Here is a 17,195-nt window from a genome sequence, read left to right as displayed (position 1 = left end):
CAGCGCCATGCCCTGCGCGTACTCGGCGATGTTGCGGGTCAGGGCGAGGGCGCGCAGCTCCTGAAGGTAGGGCTCGGCGAGCTCGGGCCGCTCGTAGGACACGAGGTGCAGCGCGGACGGGATGACCAGCTCGATGTACGCCCGGGCCGCCTCCGGGGAGAAGAAGCGCGGGGTGACGGGGGTGACCTCGTGGCCGAGGCCTTCGAGGGTGCGGGCGAGCGAGACGGCCGCCGCGACGCACTCCTCTGAGGCCGTCTGGCGGGCGGGCGGCGAACCGGCGGGCATCCACCCCGCGGACGCGGACGCGGACGTCGCCGCCCGCCTCGCCCGCTTCGACGGCGTCCTGCTCCCCGGCGGCGGCGACCTGGCCCCCCACCGCTACGGCGCCGCGGCCGGACCTGGGCGCCCTTCACGGCCCAGCCCGCCCTGCACCCACGACGCCGTGTACGACGTCGACGACCGCCAGGACGCCTTCGACCTCGAAGTCGCCCGCCACGCACTGCGCTCGGGCCTGCCGCTGCTGGCCATCTGCCGCGGTCTGCAGGTCGTCGACGTCGCCCTCGGCGGCGCCCTGGAACAGGACATGGGCGGCCCGGACCGCGAGCACCGGCACCTCGTCCACCCGGTGGCGATCCAGCCCGCCACACTGCTGGAGCAGGCCACCGGCGCCGAGAAGATCCTGGCCTCCTGCTACCACCACCAGCGGATCAGCCGGCTCGGCACGGGACTCACGGTCACCGCACGCGCCGCCGAAGGCACGGTCGAATGGCTCGAACTCCCCGGCGCGCCGGGCTGGTTCACCGCCGTCCAGTGGCACCCCGAGGACACCGCCCACGAGGACCCCGCCCAACAGGGCCTCTTCGACGCCCTGGTACGAGCCGCCCGCGACAGAGACTGAGCCCGTCGCTGTCCGCGCCCGGTTCGGCAACGCCCTGAAGGGGCGCGGGGCGCTGACATGTGCGGCTCCGCCGCGTGGGCGCGACCGGCCACGACGGCGCCGCAGCCGACCGACGGCTGTCCGCGGCACTTCCGGCGGAGCGCCGAAGCGTGCGCGCCGGGCGCGCGGCCTCAGCTCTGCGGACGGCGCCCGCTGCGCCGCGGTGCCGGGGGTGCGCCGTCGAGGAGGGCCAGTCGGCGTTCCTCGCCCTGCTCCTCGACCTGGAGCACCACGCGCCGCAGTCCGTCGGCGACGCTGCGGCACTCCTCGTCCGTCAACTGTCCGGTGACGAAGGCCTCCTCGTCGTTGAACGCGGGGAACAGCCGCTGCATCAGCGCCTCGCCCTCCTCGGTGAGGCTGAGCAGCACCAGCCTGCCGTCCGTCGGGTGAGCGGCCCGCCGCACCAGTCCGCGCTTCTCCAGCGTCCGCGAGACCCCGGTGAGCGTCCCCTTCGAGATCCCCGCCTCCTCGGCCACGTGCCGCGTCTCCGACTCGCCCCAGATCCACACCACCCACAGCACGACGAACGCCGTCCAGGTGAGGTCGGCGCCGCGCAGCACGGAGTTCTCCAGATGCTGACGGACCGCCGAGGCGGCGCGGTAGATGTTGGCGACGGCGGCCATCCGCTCCGCGCGGATGGGAGCACCGCCGAGCTTGGCCGCGGCCAGCTTCTCGGCTTGGGTGATGGATCGGTGGCCGGGCACAGGCACACTCCTTCGCAGCTGCGAGGCCGCATCGCGCAAGGTCGTTCGTGTCCAAATTGTATCGAGCCCCGCACTGCGCCCGGCAGCGCGGAGGCGTCGGCCTCAGCCGCGGTCGCGGTGGTCGGCGTCGTAGCGGCCGCGGGCCGCGTCGACCTCGTCGAAGTGGGTCTCCGCCCAGGTCTTCACGGCGGTGAGGAGCTGGGCGAGGCTGCTGCCCAGCGGGGTGAGTTCGTAGTCGACGCGGACCGGGACGGACGGGGTGACCGTGCGGGTCAGGATGCCGTCGCGTTCGAGGCCGCGCAGGCTCTGGGTGAGCATCTTGGGGCTGACGCCGGCGATCGTGCGGCTGAGGTCGCTGTAGCGCTGGGGGCCGCCCGACAGAGCGGCGACGACCAGGCTGATCCACTTGTCGCTGATGCGGTCGAGGAGCTGATTGGTGGGGCAGCCGCGCAGAAACGCGTCGTACTCGTGCCGGGCCTGTTCGCGCTGCTGGGCCGCCGTCTTCGTCGCCATGGCTCACCTCATGGGTAGGTAGGCACCTTCAGGTAACTACTATCCCCTGGATAGTAACTCTTCCTAGGGTTGTGTGCAGCGGCGCAGACACCGCCGCGAAGTGCCTGACATGGGGAGTTGAGTGCGATGCGTGCAGCAGTGGTGACCTCGTTCGGCGGGCCCGAGGCCGTGGAGATCGCGGAGGTGGCGACGCCGGAGCCGGGCGTCGGCGAGGTACGGATCAAGGTGGCGGCGGCCGCGCTGAACCCGGTGGACGCGGGCGTGCGCGTCGGAGCGTTCGGCGGCGCGGGCCGACGGCTCGGGCTCGGCTGGGACGTCGCCGGGACCGTGGACGCGGTCGGCGCGGGCGCCGACTGGCAGGCAGGCGACGAGGTCGTCGCGCTGCACCACGGCATGGGCGCCGAGCTGGGTTCGCACGCGGAGTACGTCGTCGTCCCGGCGACCGCGGTGGCCAAGGCCCCGACGACGGTCGACGCCGTCCACGCGGCCGGCCTTCCGCTGAACGCGCTCGCCGCCGCACAGGCCCTCGACCTGCTGTCCCTCGAACCCGGACAGTCGCTGGTCGTCACCGGGGCGGCGGGCGCGCTCGGCGCGTTCGCGGTGCGGCTGGCCGCCCACCAGGGGTTCGCGGTGACCGGCGTGGCCCGGCCGACGGACGAGGAGTTCGTACGGTCTCTCGGCGCCGCGCACTTCAGCACCGGCGAGGTCGCGGCCGGCGCGGCCGACGCGGTCCTGGACGCGGCGCAGCTCGGCGAACGTGCGCTGGCGTGGGTGCGGGACGGGGGCGCCTTCGCCGGGGTGATCCCGGGGGCCCACCCCGCCTCGGTGCGGGGTGTGCGGACCGCCGCGGTCGAGGTGGCCGCCGACGGGGCCCGGCTGGCGGAGCTGGTCCGACTGGTGGACGACGGCGTGCTGCCGCTGCGGGTGGCGGAGACCTTCGCCCTGACGGACGCGGCCAAGGCCCACGCCCGCCTCGCGGAGGGCGGGATACGCGGACGGCTGGTCCTCGTGCCCTGAGCGGGTGGGGCGAGGTCGGCTGCGGTTCGGCAGCGCCCTGAAGGGCCGCGGGGTGCTGACATGTGCGGCTCCGCAGCGCGCGCCCGGAACTTTCACGGCGGCCCGCCGGCCGTCGCCCCGGGCGGTGGATCCCCGGAGCGACGGCGGTGGACGTCAGCTCTCGGACGACGAGGTCCGCCGCTTGACCAGCCACCAGGCTCCGCCGCCGAGGGCGAGCAGGACGGCGACGATCACCCCGGCCAGGACGCCGGAGGACATGCCGTCGTCCTCGTCGGCGGCCGTCTCCTTGGCCGCCGGCGTGGCGTCCGAGTCCGCCTCCGTCGCGGTGGCGGTGGCGGACGGGGTGGGGGAGGCGGCGGGCGCACTGGGGGCCGCGCTCTGCGTGTCGGCCGCCGTCGGGCTCGGAGCGACCGGCTTCGCGCCCGGGGCCGCCGCCTTCAGTTCCAGGACCGGGGCGGGCTGTTCGGGCTCCTTGCCGCCGGTGGGCAGTTCGATCCAGCGGGAGATCTCCCCGTCGCTGTAGGTCTCGACGGTCTTGAACACCAGCTCCTTCGCGTCCGGCAGCTGCCGGACCTTGATCGTGTGCTCGGCGTCGACGCCGGTCTTGAGCGCCGGGCCGCCGAGGGTGTAGCCGTCCTCGGTGACCGTCAGCTTCCAGCCCTTGGGGGCCTCGCCGAGGGTGATGTCGGTGGGGGCGATGCCCGCGGGGAGCACGACGCGCAGCTTGGTGAAGCCCGCGGAGGCGGACTCGGCTTCCGAGACGAAGGTCAGGGTGACGTTCTCCGCCAGGGCCTGGGGGCGGTCGGCCTCGACCTCCGCGTGCGCGGCGGCCGGTGCGGCCAGGGCGAGCGTCGCCGTCAACGCGACGGCGCCGGCCACCACGAGACGACGCCCGGCACGCGCCGTCGGGCGGGTGGACGTGGATACGAAGGACACAGGGGATGACACTGCGGATGCCACAGGGGAACTCCTTGCCGATACGGGGGAATCCGGCCCCGCGCCCTTCGGGGCGGGCGGGACCGGTGAAGGACCGGAGGGCGCTCGCGCCGCGGTGGTCCCCTGCGCACCACCGCGTACTCCAGTACTTCGTCCCAGGCCCGAGCCGCCACCGCGAAGACCGCGCCGGGCTGCCCGGCAGGCAGCCCGAGCAACGCCCGCTCCGGGTCGGCGATCGCCCACGGCAGCGCCTGGGCGAGGGCCGCCACCGCTGCCCTGGCCAGCGTGTGCAGCGTGCCGAGCGCCGCCGTCATGCCCGCGTCCGCCCGGTGCAGCAGCCATGCGACCGCCAGCGCGGCGAGCGTGTGCACCGCCGTCATCGCGGCTCCCGAGTGATGCCAGGAATGGCCGTCCCCGGAGGCGGCGGCCAGGTGTCCGGCGTGCATCGCGTGCTGCGGCATCGCCATCGTCGTGGAGATCGTGGAGATCGTCGGGATCGTCGGGATCGGCATCGAGGCCGCGCCGTCCGCGTAGGACAGCGCGAGGTGCAGTGCCTGCTGTGTCGCCAGGGTGAAGGCGATGGTGGCGACCGGCGCGTAGCGGCGTCGCGCGAGCGGCCAGACCGCCGCGAACTGGACCACGATCAAAGCGGCCACCAGCCGCCAGGGCACCGCGCCGTCGGCGACCGCGTGGTGCCCGAAGGTCGCGAGCACGGTGCCGAGCACGGCGAACAGGCCGGCCCGCGTGCACGCTCCCGCGTGGCTGGCCCGGCCTGCTCCGGCACGACTCTCGTGCCCGGTCATGTGATCAGGCGGCACGGCTGCCATCTTCGCCCACCGGCCGGTCGCCGGGTGCCGCACGGGCGAGTTCTCTTCCCCACCTGGTCGTATACGTCGGCGTGGGCGGGGCTGTTCACGGCTCCACCGCCCCGCGTCGCCGATGGCCGGCGCCTGGTCAGCGTGGTCGGACCTCTGCCGTCAGCTTGCCCTTGCGCAGGGTCAGGACGCGATCCGAGCGCGCCGCCAGTTGCTGGGAGTGCGTGACGACCACCACGCACTTGCCCTGTTCATGGGCCAGTTCGCGGAAGAGGTCGATGACACCGTCCGCCGTCTCCTCGTCGAGGTTTCCGGTCGGCTCGTCGGCGAAGAGGATGTCGACGTCGCAGGCCAGGGCGCGGGTGATGGCGACCCGCTGCTGCTGGCCGCCGGACAGCCGCAGCACGTTGCGCGTGGCCGTGTCCTTGTCCAGGCCGACCCGCTCCAGGAGCTCCAGGGCGCGGGCCCGGCGTCCGCCCCGCTCCGGCTTCACCCCGGTGATCTCCATGGCGGTGGTGACGTTCTGAAGGGCGGTCATATAGGTGAGCAGGTTGTAGTGCTGGAAGATCGTGGCGGCGTGCCGGTTGCGATAGCGGCCGAGGCCCAGCTTCGTCAGGTCCCGGCCGTTGAAGCTGATGGTGCCCCGGGTGGGTGTGTCGAGGCCGCCGGCGAGGCCGAGCAGGGTGGTCTTGCCGCTGCCCGAGGGCCCCAGGACGGTGTAGAAGACGCCGCGTTCGAAGGTGTGGTCGATGTTCTTGAGCACGGTGGTCCGGCGGCGCTGGTCGGCGTAGACGTGGCTGACGCCGTCCAGCCGGAGCAGGGGCGGGGGCAGGGTTTCGGTGGCATCGGTGGCATCGGTGGCATCGGTCATGGTGGCCTTCACTTGCCCTTCGTGAGGATGGTGCGGGGGTCGAGCCGCAGGACGAACGCGGCCGGGACGGCGGTGGCCAGCAGGCCGATGCCGAGGCCGACGGCGCCGACGGTGGCGAGGGTCGCCGGTTCCAGACGGACGGTGATCCTGTCGACGGGGTCGGCGTTCTCCACCGGCCTGTCGTCCGGGTCGCTGCCCTCGGCGAGGCCGGTGCTCCCGTCGGCCGGGGGCTGCCAGGAGTCGAGCTCACGCCGGGCGTCGGCGGCCTCCCTGCCGAGCAGCGACTGGCCCACGCTCTGGGTCAGCCTCTCGGTGAACAGCGCGCTCAGACCGACGGCGAACACGGCGACCGCGACGATCTCCAGCGCCTGCTGGGCGATGAGCTTCCACCTCCTCTCGCCCATCGCCAGCAGCACGCCGTACTCCCTGCGGCGCTGCTTGACGGCGAGGTTGACGAGGAGGATGAGGACCACGGTGCCCGCGAGGCCGATCAGCCACATCGCGAGGGTGGCGGTGGACGTGATGCCGTCCAGCGGTCCGGTCAGCTGGCGGATCGCCTTGTCGTTGACGTCGAGCGCGAACCCGTCGAGCGCGGAACCCGCGATCCGCCCGGCCTCCTTCTTGAACTCCTCCAGGTCGCCGGCGTCCCGCAGGAGGAAGGTCGCCTGCCCGACCTGCTGGGGTGCGTTCCCGGCGGAGTTGAGCGCGGTGAAGCCGCCCACGGACGCGTAGAGCATGTTGGCGGGGTTGATCCGGTACTCGGGTTCGGGCTCGGAGCCGGGGCGCGGGTCCTGGTAGACACCGGCCACGGTGAAGTCGGCGGTCGCGCTGCCCTCGTTCGCTCCGAGGGTGATCCGGTCGCCGGCGGCGAGGCCGTTCTTCCGGGCCAGCCGCTCCTCGATCAGCAGCAGGCGTCTGTCCTTGTCCGCGGCGGTGAGGTGCTTTCCGGACAGCAGCTTGAAGTTGCCGCTGCGGAAGTCGGGCAGCAGCGCCGAGTCGAGGACGCCGAGGGTCGCGGTGCCGTCGGGTCCCATGCCCGCCGCCGCCGAGGCGTCCGCACCCCCGGGGACCAGCTCGACGCCGCCCTTGACGATGCTCCTGTCGAAGGTCGCGTAGTTGTACTTCTGGACCAGCCGCGACGCACCCAGCCGGTCCACCACCGAGACCTCGATCCGAGGGGCCACCAGCCGACCGCCGGCGCCCGCGTTCTCCAGGTCCATCGACAGGTTGACCTCGGCGCCCACGGAACGCACGGCTTCCTGTCCGGCCTGCGCGGTCGCGTCCCTGATCAGCACACCGGCCAGGACCATCACGGAGATGACCAGGAAGGTGCACAGGGTGATCAGGGTCGTTCCCCTGCGGGACCAGAGGCTGAGCCCTGCCCGCTTGACGAAGTTCATATCGATCTCGTTTCTCTCAATACGTGTCGGTTCGGCAGCGCCCTGAAGGGGCGCGGGGCGCTGACATATGCGGCTCCGCCGCGCGGGCGCGGCCAGCCACGACGGCGCATCGCGGCTCTCTCGATGCGTGTCGGTGCGGCGGCTGAGCGGGTCGGGGGAGGTCGGCAGCGCCCCGAAGGGGCGCGGGGAACGGCGCGACCAGCCACGACGGCGCCGCAGCAAAACGACGGCACATCGCGGCACTACCAGCGGAGCGCCTACTCGGCGGCCAGGATGGAGCGAGGGTGGAGGCGGAGGATTCCGATGCCGGGGACGACGGTCGCGACCAGGGAGATGCCGAGAGCGATGCCGGCGACCCGGCCGAGGTCGGCGGGCTCGACGCGCATCTCGGGCACCTCGGCCGGGGTGTCCGGGGCCGCGGGCCGCAGGGCGGCGGGCTCCCGCCGGTCCAGCAGGGCATCGCCCGCGTGCCGGGCGGCGAGCTGACCGGCCAGGGCGGCGACGGCCACGGCGGGCAGGGCGACGGCGGCCACTTCCACGGTGTGCTGGCCGACGAGCTTCCACTTCCGCTCGCCCAGCGACAGCAGCACCCCCAACTCCGCGCGCCGGTCCCGGATCTGCAGCATCACGATGAGCCCGAGAATCAGCGCACCGGCCACGGCGACGATCCGCACGATCAGCCCGGCGAGGGTGCCCACCCGCTGGATCGGGCGGACCTGATCGTCGTACGCCTTGTCGTTGACGCGGAAGTCGAACGAACCCGTGCCGAGCAGCCGCCGGGCCTCGCGGCGCAACCGCTCGGCCTGTGCCGGGGAGCCGACCCTGAAGACCGCCTCGCTGACGCCCGCCGCACCGGGACTCAGCCGCTGAACCGCGCCGACGGGCACGTAGAGCGCGTTGCCGGGCAGCAGCCGCGGCGGCGTCCAGCCCGCCGGGTCCGGCCTGGCGTCCCGGAAGATCCCGACCACCGTGAGCGGCACGACGCGCCTGCCGTCGGCGGACCGCACCCGGACGCTGTCGCCGACCTCGAGCCCGTTCCTCGCGGCGAGCCGCCGTTCGACCACGGCGACCTCGCGGCCGGCGTCCCCGGGGGTGATCCCACGCCCCGCCGTGATCTTGTTCGAGCCGTACGAGAACGGCAGCAGCAGCTCCGAGTCCCGTACGCCGTGCAGCGCCAGCACCGGCTCCGACTTCGCCCCGGCGCGGTCACCGGGCGGCCGCGGGGCATCGGACTCCAGCGGCTCGACGCCGAGAGCCGCCGCGTCGAGCGGGAGCAGCGGGTTGTAGCGGTGCACCTCCGGGGACGAACCGAGCCGGTCCGCCAGCGCGGGGGTGAGGCCGTCGCCCTTCAGCGTCACATCGACACCGATGGTCCGCTGCGCCTGCGCCGCCTGGCGGGCGGCGGCGCCGCGCAGCAGGAAGCCGCCCAGCAGCAGGGTGCAGATGACGACGAAGATCCCGCACAGGACGGCCGTCCGGGCTTTCCTGGCGCGCAGACCGAGCCCGGCGCGCTTGACGAAGTTCATGGCCCCGACAGAAACAGGGCGCCCCGCGCAGCGGGATAAGCACGTTGCGGCGACATAAGCACGCCGTCCCCGCGACGGTTCTTATCCCGCTGCAATACCCCGCCGGGTTTCATGGGGCGCATGAGAGTTCTGGTAGCCGAGGACCATCACATCCTCGCCCGCACCATCGCCACCGGTCTGCGCCGCCAGGCGATGGCCGTCGACATCGCGTCCACCGGCGCGCAGGCCGAACGGATGTGTCTGCTCACCGACTACGACGTGATCGTCCTCGACCGCGATCTGCCGGTCATGACGGGCGACGAGGTGTGCCGACGGCTGCGCGAACTCACCGCCCCACCGCGGATCCTGATGCTCACGGCGGCCGGCGAGATCACGGACAAGGTCTACGGGCTCACCGCTCTCGGCGCCGACGACTATCTGACCAAACCCTTCGACTTCGCCGAGCTGACCGCCCGGGTGCGCACGCTCAGCCGCCGCGCGCCCAAGCCGCCGCCGGTCGTGCTGCGACACGAGGACATCACCCTGGACCGGGCGCGGCACAAGGTGTCGGTGGGCGGCCGGCCGCTGGAGCTGACCCCCAAGGAGTTCGCGGTCCTGCACCGGCTCATGGAGGCCCGCGGGACGGCCGTCCCGCACGACGAACTCGTGCGCACCGTATGGGACGAGAACCTCGACCCCCGCACCAGCGCGGTACGGGCCGCCATCAGCCGACTGCGCCGCAAACTGGGCGACTCCGGCCTCATCACCGCCGACAAGGGACAGGGATACCGGCTGTGCGACTGACCCCGCGGACCCTGCTCCGGGGCATGCCGTTCCGGGCCCGGCTGACCGTGGCGTTCTCCGCGCTCTTCCTGCTGGCGGGCGCGGCGCTGCTGGTCTTCGTCGTGCTGCTCGCACGCTACGGGACGGCCCGGCAGGTCGAGGGAATCGCCATCAGCCGAGGCGCCCCGCCGAGCGGCAGCGCGGTGTCCGCAGGGCGCGCCTACCCCACGGACCCCGACGGAACCCTGACTCCGCCCGGCCCGACCGGCGACGACTCCGCCGCCTACATCCGGCAGTTCGACCAGACCGTACAGGCCGTGCAGGACACCGCCCTGCGGCAGATGGTGCTCTGGTCGGCCGTCGGACTGCTCGTCATGGCACTGCTCGCCGGACTGGTCGGCCGGTGGCTGGCCGGGCGGGCGCTCGGGCCGGTCGCCGCGATGACGGCCGCCACCCGTCGGATCAGCGAGCAGAACCTGCACCAGAGGCTGGCGCTCACCGGCCCCGACGACGAACTCCACCGCCTCGCCGACACCTTCGACACCATGCTCGACCGGCTGGAGAAGTCCTTCGAGAGCCAGCGGCGCTTCGTCGCCAACGCCTCCCATGAACTCAGGACACCCCTCGCCGTCCAGCGCACCAGCCTGGAGGTGGGCCTCGCCGATCCCCTCCCGGAAGGCCTCGCCGAAGTACGCGAGGACCTCCTTTCCGCGAACCGCGAGGCCGAGCAGCTGATCACCGCACTGCTGCTGCTCGCCCGCAGCGACCGGGGCCTGGAGCGGACCGAGACCGTGGACCTGTCGGCGGCCGCGCGGCTCGTCGCGGCCGAGCTCGCCCCGCAGGCCGAGGAAGGGCGAGTGGAGGTGACGGTGACGGGGGACCGGCCGCTGACGGTCCTGGGCGATCCCGTGCTGCTGCGCCACCTGCTCACCAACCTGATGCGCAACGCCCTTCAGTACAACCACCCCGGCGGCCGGGTCCGGGTACGGCTCGAAGGGAACACGCTGACCGTGTCCAACACCGGGCCCACCGTGCCCGCCGACCGGGTACCGGACCTGTTCGAGCCGTTCCGCCGGCTCGCCCAGGACCGCGTCGGCGCCACCGGCCACGGGCTGGGCCTCGCCATCGTCCGCTCCATCGCCGAGGCCCACGGCACCGAGGCGACGGCCGAACCCGGTCGCCCGGGCGGCCTCGTCGTCACGGTCCGCTTTCCCTGATCGGCTCCTGGCAGGGGCGGCGGTTGCCTCATCGGGCAGTGGCGGCTGCACTTCCGTAGGCAGCCGCATGTCTGTACCCGGCGGGCGCGCTGAGGCAGTGTCAGGGTCAGAGAGGTCTGCCGATGGACGCCCCAGGGAGCGAACATGCCCGACCACATACATGACCACGACCACGACGACGACCACCAGCAAGCCGGCCACCGGCAGTCCCAGACCGACGACTCGCGGCTGTTCAAAGCGGCAGCCGCAGGCCGCCCCGATGTTCTGGGCCCGTCCGGCTTGGGCACGCTGCAGCGTGCCGTCGGCAACAGCGCGGTGGGCGCGATGCTGCAACGCGAGCAGGACGAGGAGTCGCCCTCGGCGCAGCGCTCGCCGGTGCACGACGTCGTCGGGTCCGGCTCCGGGCAGAGCCTCGGCGCCGACGTCCGCTCCGACATGGAGGGAAGGCTCGGCGCGGACTTCTCCGACGTGCGGGTGCACACGGGCGACGCGGCGCACGAGTCCGCCAAGTCGGTCGGCGCGCATGCCTACACCGTCGGCAACAACGTCGTCTTCCAGCGCGATGCCTACGACCCGTCGTCCCATAGCGGGCGCACCACGCTCGCCCATGAGCTGACCCATGTGATCCAGCAGCGCAGCGGCCCGGTCGACGGGACCACGGCGCCCGGCGGGATCCGGGTCAGCGACCCCTCGGACCGGTATGAGCGGGAGGCCAGCGAGAATGCCGACCGTGTCATGTCCGCCCCGGCCGCGCCGACCGTGACCGAGACCGCGGCCCCGGCCGCTGCCGCGTCGTCCGGGGTGGTCCAGCGGGAGGCCGAGGGGGAGGACGAGCAACCCGCCGACGTGCAGGGGCTGTTCGTGCAGCGGGCCGAGGCGGAGGAAGAAGAGGCGGGCGAAGCCTGAACGCGGACGGCCCCCGGGCCGGTGCCCGGGGGCCGTCCGCTGCCGGTCGGTCCTGCCGCCCTTCGGCCTTCGGCCGGGTCAGGCCGCGGAGGGGGAGGGGGAGGGGCTCGGGCTGGGCGCCTGCCGCAGGGTTCCGCCGACCAGCACCGACTCGTCGCACTGGGCCGGCACCGGACCGCCCACCGGCTGTCCGACCGCACTGCAGGTCACCGTCATGGTGATCCGCCCACCGGCGGGCACCGCGATCGGTGTGACGAAGTGGTAGTCCTGGTCACGGAAGTTCTGCAGGGCCAGCGTCAGCAGGGTCCGGCTGCCGGCGGCGATGACGACGGTGCCGGAGTCGCCCTGCGGGTTCTGCACCACGAGGTCCGTCAGGTCGAAGATCTGACCGGCCGGGACGCGGTACACCGTGTCGGCCGTCGAGCCGCCGCCCACCGAGTCCTTGACCGCGGTCTGCGCACTGCGTGGATCCACGGCGCCTCCGCCGCTCCCGGTGCCCCCGCCGCCGCCGGTGCTGCCACCGGTGCCCGATCCGCCCGAGCCCCCGCCGGTGCTTCCGGCGCTCGTGCCGGCCGAGGTGCCGGAGCTCGGCGCACCGCCGCCCGACCCGCCGCTGTTCGTTCCGGGCGCTCCGGCCGACGCACCGGAGGAGCCTCCGCCGGTCGCGGCGCCGGTCGCCCCGGGGGTGGGCGACAGCACGGCGGCCACCTGCTTCTGGGATTCCTCCCGGGCCGCCGACCGCACCACCGGACGCAGCAGGGCGAACCACACGATGGCCAGGGTCGCCGCCACGGCCAGCACCGCCAGCAGGGCGCGCGGCAGCCAGCGCGGCAGGATCGCGTCCTGCTGGTAGGTGCCGTCCAGGGCGACCGACTCGTGCGGCGCGGCGCCCGTGGGATTCGCCACCACCTGGAAGGGATGCACGACGGGAGTGCCGCGCCACAGCCGCCGCGCCGGACGCGCGGTGAGCCGGGTCAGCTCGGCCGCGCCCGGCGGCAGCTCGACGGTCTCCCGGGCGACGCCCAACCGCACCCGGGAGCTGTCGCCCTGGGCCGCCAGCTGCACCGTCATCGGGATGTTGCCGCGGTTGTCGATGGCCACGTCGGTACGGCCGCGCCAGGCGCCGTCGAACCCGCGGGGCACCAGCTCCCCGGTGATCGCGGCGTACGGCAGGACCGTGACCACGCCCTCGGGGACCACCGTCGTGTCGGGGGCGCTGGTGGGCACCACCCGCACGCCGAAGGGGACGTCCCCGGCCGGCACCTCCGGGCTTCGGGGCGGGCTCAGTGCCAGCACCGCCGTGCCCGTGCTGTCCGGATACAGCGAAAGGCTCGTTGGTTCGACGGTCGCCCAGGCCGCTGCCGGGCCCACGACCTCGAAGCGATACTCCTCCACCGTGCTGCCGGAGTTGCGTACCTGAAGCGGGACTTCGATCAGCCCACCAGGCTCGGCGGTCACAGCGGTCGTGTCCAGGCTCGCCGCAGTTGTCATGATCGGCACAATAAGGTCGGTGGCCGGGACCGAGAGGGGCCGTACAGGAAGACTTTCGGGAAGCTGAGGTGCCCATTGACGCCTTGTTGACTTTGCGTGGAGTGCCCTCCCGCATACTGCTCGACGCGCCGCGATGCGCTCGACCAGGGGGGAGACTGGTGTGGACCGGATAGTTGTGTGCCTGCGCGCAGATGACCCGATCTCCAGAGCGGGGGTCGCCACCCAACTGCGGCCCCGGCCGGAGATCCGGCTGCAGGAGGAGGGGGAGGAACCGGCCGCCGCAGTGGTGGTGGTCGTCGTCGACACCATAGACGAGGAGTCGCTGCGGACCCTTCGCCACATCCGGCGGACGACCGCCGCCCGGGTGGCGCTGGTCGCCACCCGCATCGACGACCAGCAGCTGGTCGGCGCCGCCGAATGCGGAGTGGCGGGCGTCCTGCGCCGGTCCGAGGCGACGCCGGAACGGCTGGTGCAGGTGATCAACGCGGTGGCCAGGGGAGAGGGCAGCGTTCCCGCGGACCTGCTGGGCCGCCTGCTGGAGCAGGTCGGCCAGTTGCAGAGCCAGGTCCTGGCGCCGCGCGGCCTGAACTTCAGCGGGCTCACCGACCGGGAGATCGAGGTCGTCCGGCTCGTCGCCGAGGGGTACGACACCGGGGACATCGCCACCAAACTCGCGTACTCCGAACGGACCATCAAGAACATCCTGCACGACCTCGTCACCCGGCTGCACTTGCGCAACCGCTCTCATGTCGTGGCCTATGCGCTGCGGCAGGGGCTGATCTGAACAGGCCGGGCCGCCCCGGCGGCCGAGGGAGCGGCGGATTGCCCTGAAGGGCAGACCGCACTTCCCAAACGCGTGTCCCATGAGCCGCTCCGTCGAAGAGCGGCGCCGGGGACGGTGGGGCAGACGCCGATCGGGAGGGGAAGTCGTGCGGTTGTTCCGGCTGAGGGCGGGCCTGATGGCCTCGGTCCTGGCGCTCGGCGCGGTAGGGGCAGACATCGCAGACACGACGCCGCAGGCCCGGGCGACGGCGTCGTCCTCCCCTTCGCCCTCCCCTTCTCCTTCCCCGTCGCCCTCGGCTCCGTCCGCCCCGACGGCGAAGGCCCCGACGGCGCCGGTCCCGACGTCCCCGGTGACCCCGTCGCTGGTGGAGCAGTCGCTCAATCCCGGCGCCTCGATCACCGTCGCCAAGCAGGTGCGGACCCCGGTGGTGCCGCCCAAGCCCGACGTGGTGCTGCTGGTGGACAACACCGGGAGCATGGACGACGTCATCGGCAACGTGAAGCGGAACCTGCCGTCGATCGTCAACGAGGTCTTCGAGGAGCAGTCCGACACTCGTTTCGCCGTGGCCAGTTTCGGCGACGTGGGCACCAGAAGCCGGCTCTTCCTGCTGCACCAGGCGTTCACCGCCGACCGCGCCGCCATCCAGCGCGGGGTGAACGCCCTGACCGCTTCCGGCGGCGGCGACACCGCGGAGGACTGGGGGAACGCGCTCCACGAGGTGGCGACCGGGGCCGGCGGCCGGAACACGTTCCGGGACGGCGCCAGCCCCATCGTCGTCCTGGTCGGCGACGCCCCCAGCCACGACCCCAGCAACGGGCACCGGTTCGCCGACGTCATCACGACGCTCCAGGGCCGCGGCGTCAAGGTCCTCGCCGTCGGCGTCGACGGAAACGGGCTCGACCAGTCCGGCCAGGCCCGAAGGGTCACCCAGGCCACCGGCGGCAAGTACCTCCAGGGCATCAACGCCGACGACGTGTCGGACGCCATCGTCCAGGGCCTGACGAACCTGCCCGTCACGGTCGGCCACCGACTCGTCGACTGCAACCCCTCGCTGGGCGTCTCCCTCTCGCCGACGAGCGTCCAGGTGACCAGCGGCCAGACCGCCTCCTTCAGCGAGCGGATCACGGTCGCCCCGAACGCGCCGCAGGGCTCCACACTGTCCTGCACGGTCCAGTTCCTCGTCGGCCCGACGGCCGAACCGGCCTACCGGGAACAGATCCGCATCACCGTCAAGGACGTGACCGCCCCGGTGGTGACCGTCGACGACCGCACGGTGGAGGCCACCGGCCCGGACGGCGCGGTCATCGGCTACCCGGCCACCGCGCGCGACAACGTCGACGGCGTCGTCCCGGTGTCGTGCGTCCCGGCCTCCGGGACGCGCTTCCGCCTCGGGCGGACGACCGTCACCTGCACGGCCACCGACAAGGCCGGCAACGTCGGCCGCGACACGGCCGTGTTCACCGTCGTCGACACCACCGCGCCGGTGGTGAGCGTCGACGACCGCACCGCCGAGGCGACCGGTCCCGGCGGCGCCGTGATCACGTATTCCGCCACGGCCACGGACATCGTGGACGGCGTCGTCCCGACCAAGTGCAAACCGCCCTCCGGCTCGACGTTCCCCATCGGGAAGACCACCGTCACCTGCACGGCGACCGACAAGGCCGGCAACACCGGCCGTGACACGGCCGAGTTCACCGTGACCGACTCGACCGGCCCGCTGGTCACCGTCGACGACCGCACCGCGGAGGCCACCGGCCCCGGGGGCGCGGTCGTGGAGTACCCCGCGTCGGCCGAGGACACGGTCGACGGGACGGTGCCGGTCGTCTGTGAGCCGCCGTCGGGTTCGCTGTTCCCGATCGGGCCGACGACGGTGACCTGCACGGCGTCGGACTCCCGCGAGAACGTCGGCAAGGACACCGCCGTCATCACCGTCGTCGACACCACCCCGCCCGTCGTCACCGTCGACGACCTGACGGTGGAGGCCACCGGACCCGCCGGCGCGGCCGTGGAGTACACCGCCACCGCGGTCGACATCGTGGACGGCCCGACGACGGTCACCTGCACACCGTCCTCCGGCTCCACCTTCCCCGTCGGGCAGACCACCGTCACCTGCACGTCCACGGACGCGCACGAGAACACCGGCACCGACACCGCCGTCATCACGGTCGTCGACACGACCCCGCCCGTGGTCATCGTGGACGACCGCACCGCGGAGGCCACCGGCCCCGCCGGCGCCGTCATCGAGTACACCGCCACCGCCCAGGACCTCGTCGACGGACCCCTGGCCGTCAGCTGCACGCCCGTGACCGGGTCCACCTTCGCGCTCGGCGAGACCATCGTGACCTGCACGTCCACGGACGCGCACGAGAACACCGGCACCGACACCGCCGTCTTCACCGTCGTCGACACCACCGCGCCGGTCGTCCAGGTGGACGACCGGATCGTGCGGTCCCTCAGCATGGACGGCGTGACCGTCGCGTACACCGCCACCGCTCAGGACGTCGTCGACGGCGCCCTGCCCACCACCTGCACCCCGCCCTCCGGGTCGAACTTCAGGCCCGGCAGGACGACCGTCATCTGCACGGCGACCGACAAGGCGGGCAACACCGGCCGCGACACCGGCGTCATGACCGTCATCCTGGTCCCGCCCGTGCCGCCCGCGCCCTCCTCCGACGTCGCCGTGACCGCCGCCGTCAACCCGCAGCCCGCCTTCATCGGCGGCACCGTCACCGCGACCTTCACCCTCACCAACGCCGGACCGGACCCCGCCGCGAACGTCGTCCTGACCCCCGGCATACCCGGACCCGTCACCATGGTGAGCCTCCAGGACCGCTGCACCGCCCGCCTCCCCTGCACCCTCGCGGCCGGCGCCCGGCTCCAGGTCACCACCCGGCTGTCCTACGACCAGGCCGTCAGCGGCAACCTGACCGGCCGGGTCGCGAGCACGCCGACCGACCCGATCCCCTTCAACAACACCGACTCGCGCCCGCTGCGCGTCCTCAAGCCCGTGCTGACCGTCGGACCCGTCGTCGCCCGGCTCGGCGACGTCGTCCTCGCCGAGGGCCGCGGCTTCCCGGCCGGAAGCGTCGTACAACTGAAGTGGAGCCAGGGCACCACCGCCGCGACGGTCCCGGTACGGGTGGGCGCCGACGGCGGGTTCCGCACCCAGGTCCTCGTCCTGCGCAAGGACCGGACCGGACCCCGGCTGCTCAGCGCCACAGGACCCGGATACGACCCGGTCGCCAGTCCGCAGGTCCTGGTCGTGCCGCGCAGCCTCCAGCCACCCGACTTCATCGGCCGCGGATGAGCTCGCCGG

The 17,195-nt window shown here is 73.1% G+C and carries 15 protein-coding genes; 7 read left to right on the top strand and 8 right to left on the bottom strand.

The genetic code is table 11. From position 1 onward, the window contains the following. The first annotated feature begins 121 nt into the window (after nucleotides 1-121). On the top strand, nucleotides 122-898 hold the full coding sequence (locus ACWCPF_RS21775) for a gamma-glutamyl-gamma-aminobutyrate hydrolase family protein (RefSeq protein ID WP_451046709.1): 777 nt from the start codon (nucleotides 122-124) through the stop codon (nucleotides 896-898). A 170-nt stretch (nucleotides 899-1,068) separates the two neighbouring features. Here the strand turns inward: ACWCPF_RS21775 and ACWCPF_RS21770 are convergent, their stop codons facing one another. Continuing rightward, the gene (locus ACWCPF_RS21770; protein ID WP_451046708.1) at nucleotides 1,069-1,641 is read right to left on the bottom strand and encodes a MarR family winged helix-turn-helix transcriptional regulator; all 573 of its coding nucleotides are present in this window, start codon (nucleotides 1,639-1,641) and stop codon (nucleotides 1,069-1,071) included. Between the two features lie 102 nt (nucleotides 1,642-1,743). After that, nucleotides 1,744-2,154 carry a winged helix-turn-helix transcriptional regulator gene (locus ACWCPF_RS21765; protein ID WP_451046707.1) on the bottom strand — a complete coding sequence of 137 codons (411 nt, stop codon included), beginning with the start codon at nucleotides 2,152-2,154 and terminating at the stop codon, nucleotides 1,744-1,746. A gap of 126 nt (nucleotides 2,155-2,280) precedes the next feature. Here ACWCPF_RS21765 and ACWCPF_RS21760 point away from each other — a divergent pair, with 126 nt between their 5' ends. Then, entirely contained in the window at nucleotides 2,281-3,171 is an 891-nt protein-coding gene (locus ACWCPF_RS21760) for an alcohol dehydrogenase catalytic domain-containing protein (RefSeq protein WP_451046706.1), read from the top strand. Nucleotides 3,172-3,324: 153 nt separating this feature from the next. Here ACWCPF_RS21760 and ACWCPF_RS21755 read toward each other — a convergent pair whose 3' ends face one another. From ACWCPF_RS21755 to ACWCPF_RS21735, 5 genes are all read right to left on the bottom strand, one after another. After that, nucleotides 3,325-4,050 (bottom strand): DUF1775 domain-containing protein, encoded by a 726-nt coding sequence (locus ACWCPF_RS21755; RefSeq protein ID WP_451046705.1) that lies wholly within the window; start codon nucleotides 4,048-4,050, stop codon nucleotides 3,325-3,327. Next, nucleotides 4,029-4,910 carry a hypothetical protein gene (locus ACWCPF_RS21750; protein ID WP_451046704.1) on the bottom strand — a complete coding sequence of 294 codons (882 nt, stop codon included), beginning with the start codon at nucleotides 4,908-4,910 and terminating at the stop codon, nucleotides 4,029-4,031. The genes ACWCPF_RS21755 and ACWCPF_RS21750 overlap by 22 nt, the downstream gene beginning before the upstream one ends. Nucleotides 4,911-5,061: 151 nt before the next feature. Next, entirely contained in the window at nucleotides 5,062-5,793 is a 732-nt protein-coding gene (locus tag ACWCPF_RS21745; RefSeq protein ID WP_451046703.1) for an ABC transporter ATP-binding protein, read from the bottom strand. Between the two features lie 8 nt (nucleotides 5,794-5,801). Continuing rightward, nucleotides 5,802-7,193, bottom strand: coding sequence for an ABC transporter permease (locus ACWCPF_RS21740; RefSeq protein WP_451046702.1), 1,392 nt, complete (start codon nucleotides 7,191-7,193; stop codon nucleotides 5,802-5,804). Between the two features lie 257 nt (nucleotides 7,194-7,450). Next, a complete protein-coding gene (locus tag ACWCPF_RS21735; RefSeq protein ID WP_451046701.1) occupies nucleotides 7,451-8,719 on the bottom strand; it encodes an ABC transporter permease in 1,269 nt (422 codons plus the stop codon). 120 nt (nucleotides 8,720-8,839) lie between these two features. On the opposite strand from ACWCPF_RS21735, the gene ACWCPF_RS21730 reads away from it, so the two are divergent. The 3 genes from ACWCPF_RS21730 to ACWCPF_RS21720 all read left to right on the top strand — a co-directional run bounded on the left by ACWCPF_RS21730 (nucleotide 8,840) and on the right by ACWCPF_RS21720 (nucleotide 11,604). Further along, entirely contained in the window at nucleotides 8,840-9,502 is a 663-nt protein-coding gene (locus tag ACWCPF_RS21730; protein ID WP_451046700.1) for a response regulator transcription factor, read from the top strand. Beyond that, nucleotides 9,493-10,698 (top strand): sensor histidine kinase, encoded by a 1,206-nt coding sequence (locus ACWCPF_RS21725; RefSeq protein WP_451046699.1) that lies wholly within the window; start codon nucleotides 9,493-9,495, stop codon nucleotides 10,696-10,698. Before ACWCPF_RS21730 ends, ACWCPF_RS21725 begins: the two co-directional genes overlap by 10 nt. 144 nt (nucleotides 10,699-10,842) lie before the next feature. Further along, nucleotides 10,843-11,604: an eCIS core domain-containing protein gene (locus tag ACWCPF_RS21720; protein ID WP_451046698.1), complete on the top strand. Its 762-nt coding sequence runs from the start codon at nucleotides 10,843-10,845 to the stop codon at nucleotides 11,602-11,604. 78 nt (nucleotides 11,605-11,682) lie between these two features. On the opposite strand, the gene ACWCPF_RS21715 is transcribed toward ACWCPF_RS21720, so the two are convergent. Further along, complete coding sequence (locus ACWCPF_RS21715) at nucleotides 11,683-13,095, bottom strand: COG1470 family protein (protein ID WP_451046697.1); 1,413 nt, start codon at nucleotides 13,093-13,095, stop codon at nucleotides 11,683-11,685. Between the two features lie 160 nt (nucleotides 13,096-13,255). On the opposite strand from ACWCPF_RS21715, the gene ACWCPF_RS21710 reads away from it, so the two are divergent. After that, entirely contained in the window at nucleotides 13,256-13,879 is a 624-nt protein-coding gene (locus ACWCPF_RS21710; protein ID WP_351917938.1) for a response regulator transcription factor, read from the top strand. Nucleotides 13,880-14,024: 145 nt separating this feature from the next. Beyond that, entirely contained in the window at nucleotides 14,025-17,186 is a 3,162-nt protein-coding gene (locus ACWCPF_RS21705) for an HYR domain-containing protein (protein WP_451046696.1), read from the top strand. The last annotated feature ends 9 nt before the right edge of the window (nucleotides 17,187-17,195 follow it).

This window comes from Streptomyces sp. NPDC001858, from assembly GCF_053594615.1.
The sequence above is the reverse complement of the archived record's forward strand: the minus strand, read 5'-3'. Positions and strand labels throughout refer to the sequence as shown.

What these genes read in the sequence shown, in the direction of transcription:
- ACWCPF_RS21745 (WP_451046703.1), bottom strand. Translation starts at nt 5,793, where the DNA reads ATGACCGATGCCACCGATGCCACCGATGCCACCGAAACCCTGCCCCCG.
- ACWCPF_RS21765 (WP_451046707.1), bottom strand. Translation starts at nt 2,154, where the DNA reads ATGGCGACGAAGACGGCGGCCCAGCAGCGCGAACAGGCCCGGCACGAG.
- ACWCPF_RS21735 (WP_451046701.1), bottom strand. Translation starts at nt 8,719, where the DNA reads ATGAACTTCGTCAAGCGCGCCGGGCTCGGTCTGCGCGCCAGGAAAGCC.
- ACWCPF_RS21750 (WP_451046704.1), bottom strand. Translation starts at nt 4,910, where the DNA reads ATGACCGGGCACGAGAGTCGTGCCGGAGCAGGCCGGGCCAGCCACGCG.
- ACWCPF_RS21730 (WP_451046700.1), top strand. Translation starts at nt 8,840, where the DNA reads ATGAGAGTTCTGGTAGCCGAGGACCATCACATCCTCGCCCGCACCATC.
- ACWCPF_RS21720 (WP_451046698.1), top strand. Translation starts at nt 10,843, where the DNA reads ATGCCCGACCACATACATGACCACGACCACGACGACGACCACCAGCAA.
- ACWCPF_RS21740 (WP_451046702.1), bottom strand. Translation starts at nt 7,193, where the DNA reads ATGAACTTCGTCAAGCGGGCAGGGCTCAGCCTCTGGTCCCGCAGGGGA.
- ACWCPF_RS21760 (WP_451046706.1), top strand. Translation starts at nt 2,281, where the DNA reads ATGCGTGCAGCAGTGGTGACCTCGTTCGGCGGGCCCGAGGCCGTGGAG.
- ACWCPF_RS21775 (WP_451046709.1), top strand. Translation starts at nt 122, where the DNA reads ATGACCAGCTCGATGTACGCCCGGGCCGCCTCCGGGGAGAAGAAGCGC.
- ACWCPF_RS21715 (WP_451046697.1), bottom strand. Translation starts at nt 13,095, where the DNA reads ATGACAACTGCGGCGAGCCTGGACACGACCGCTGTGACCGCCGAGCCT.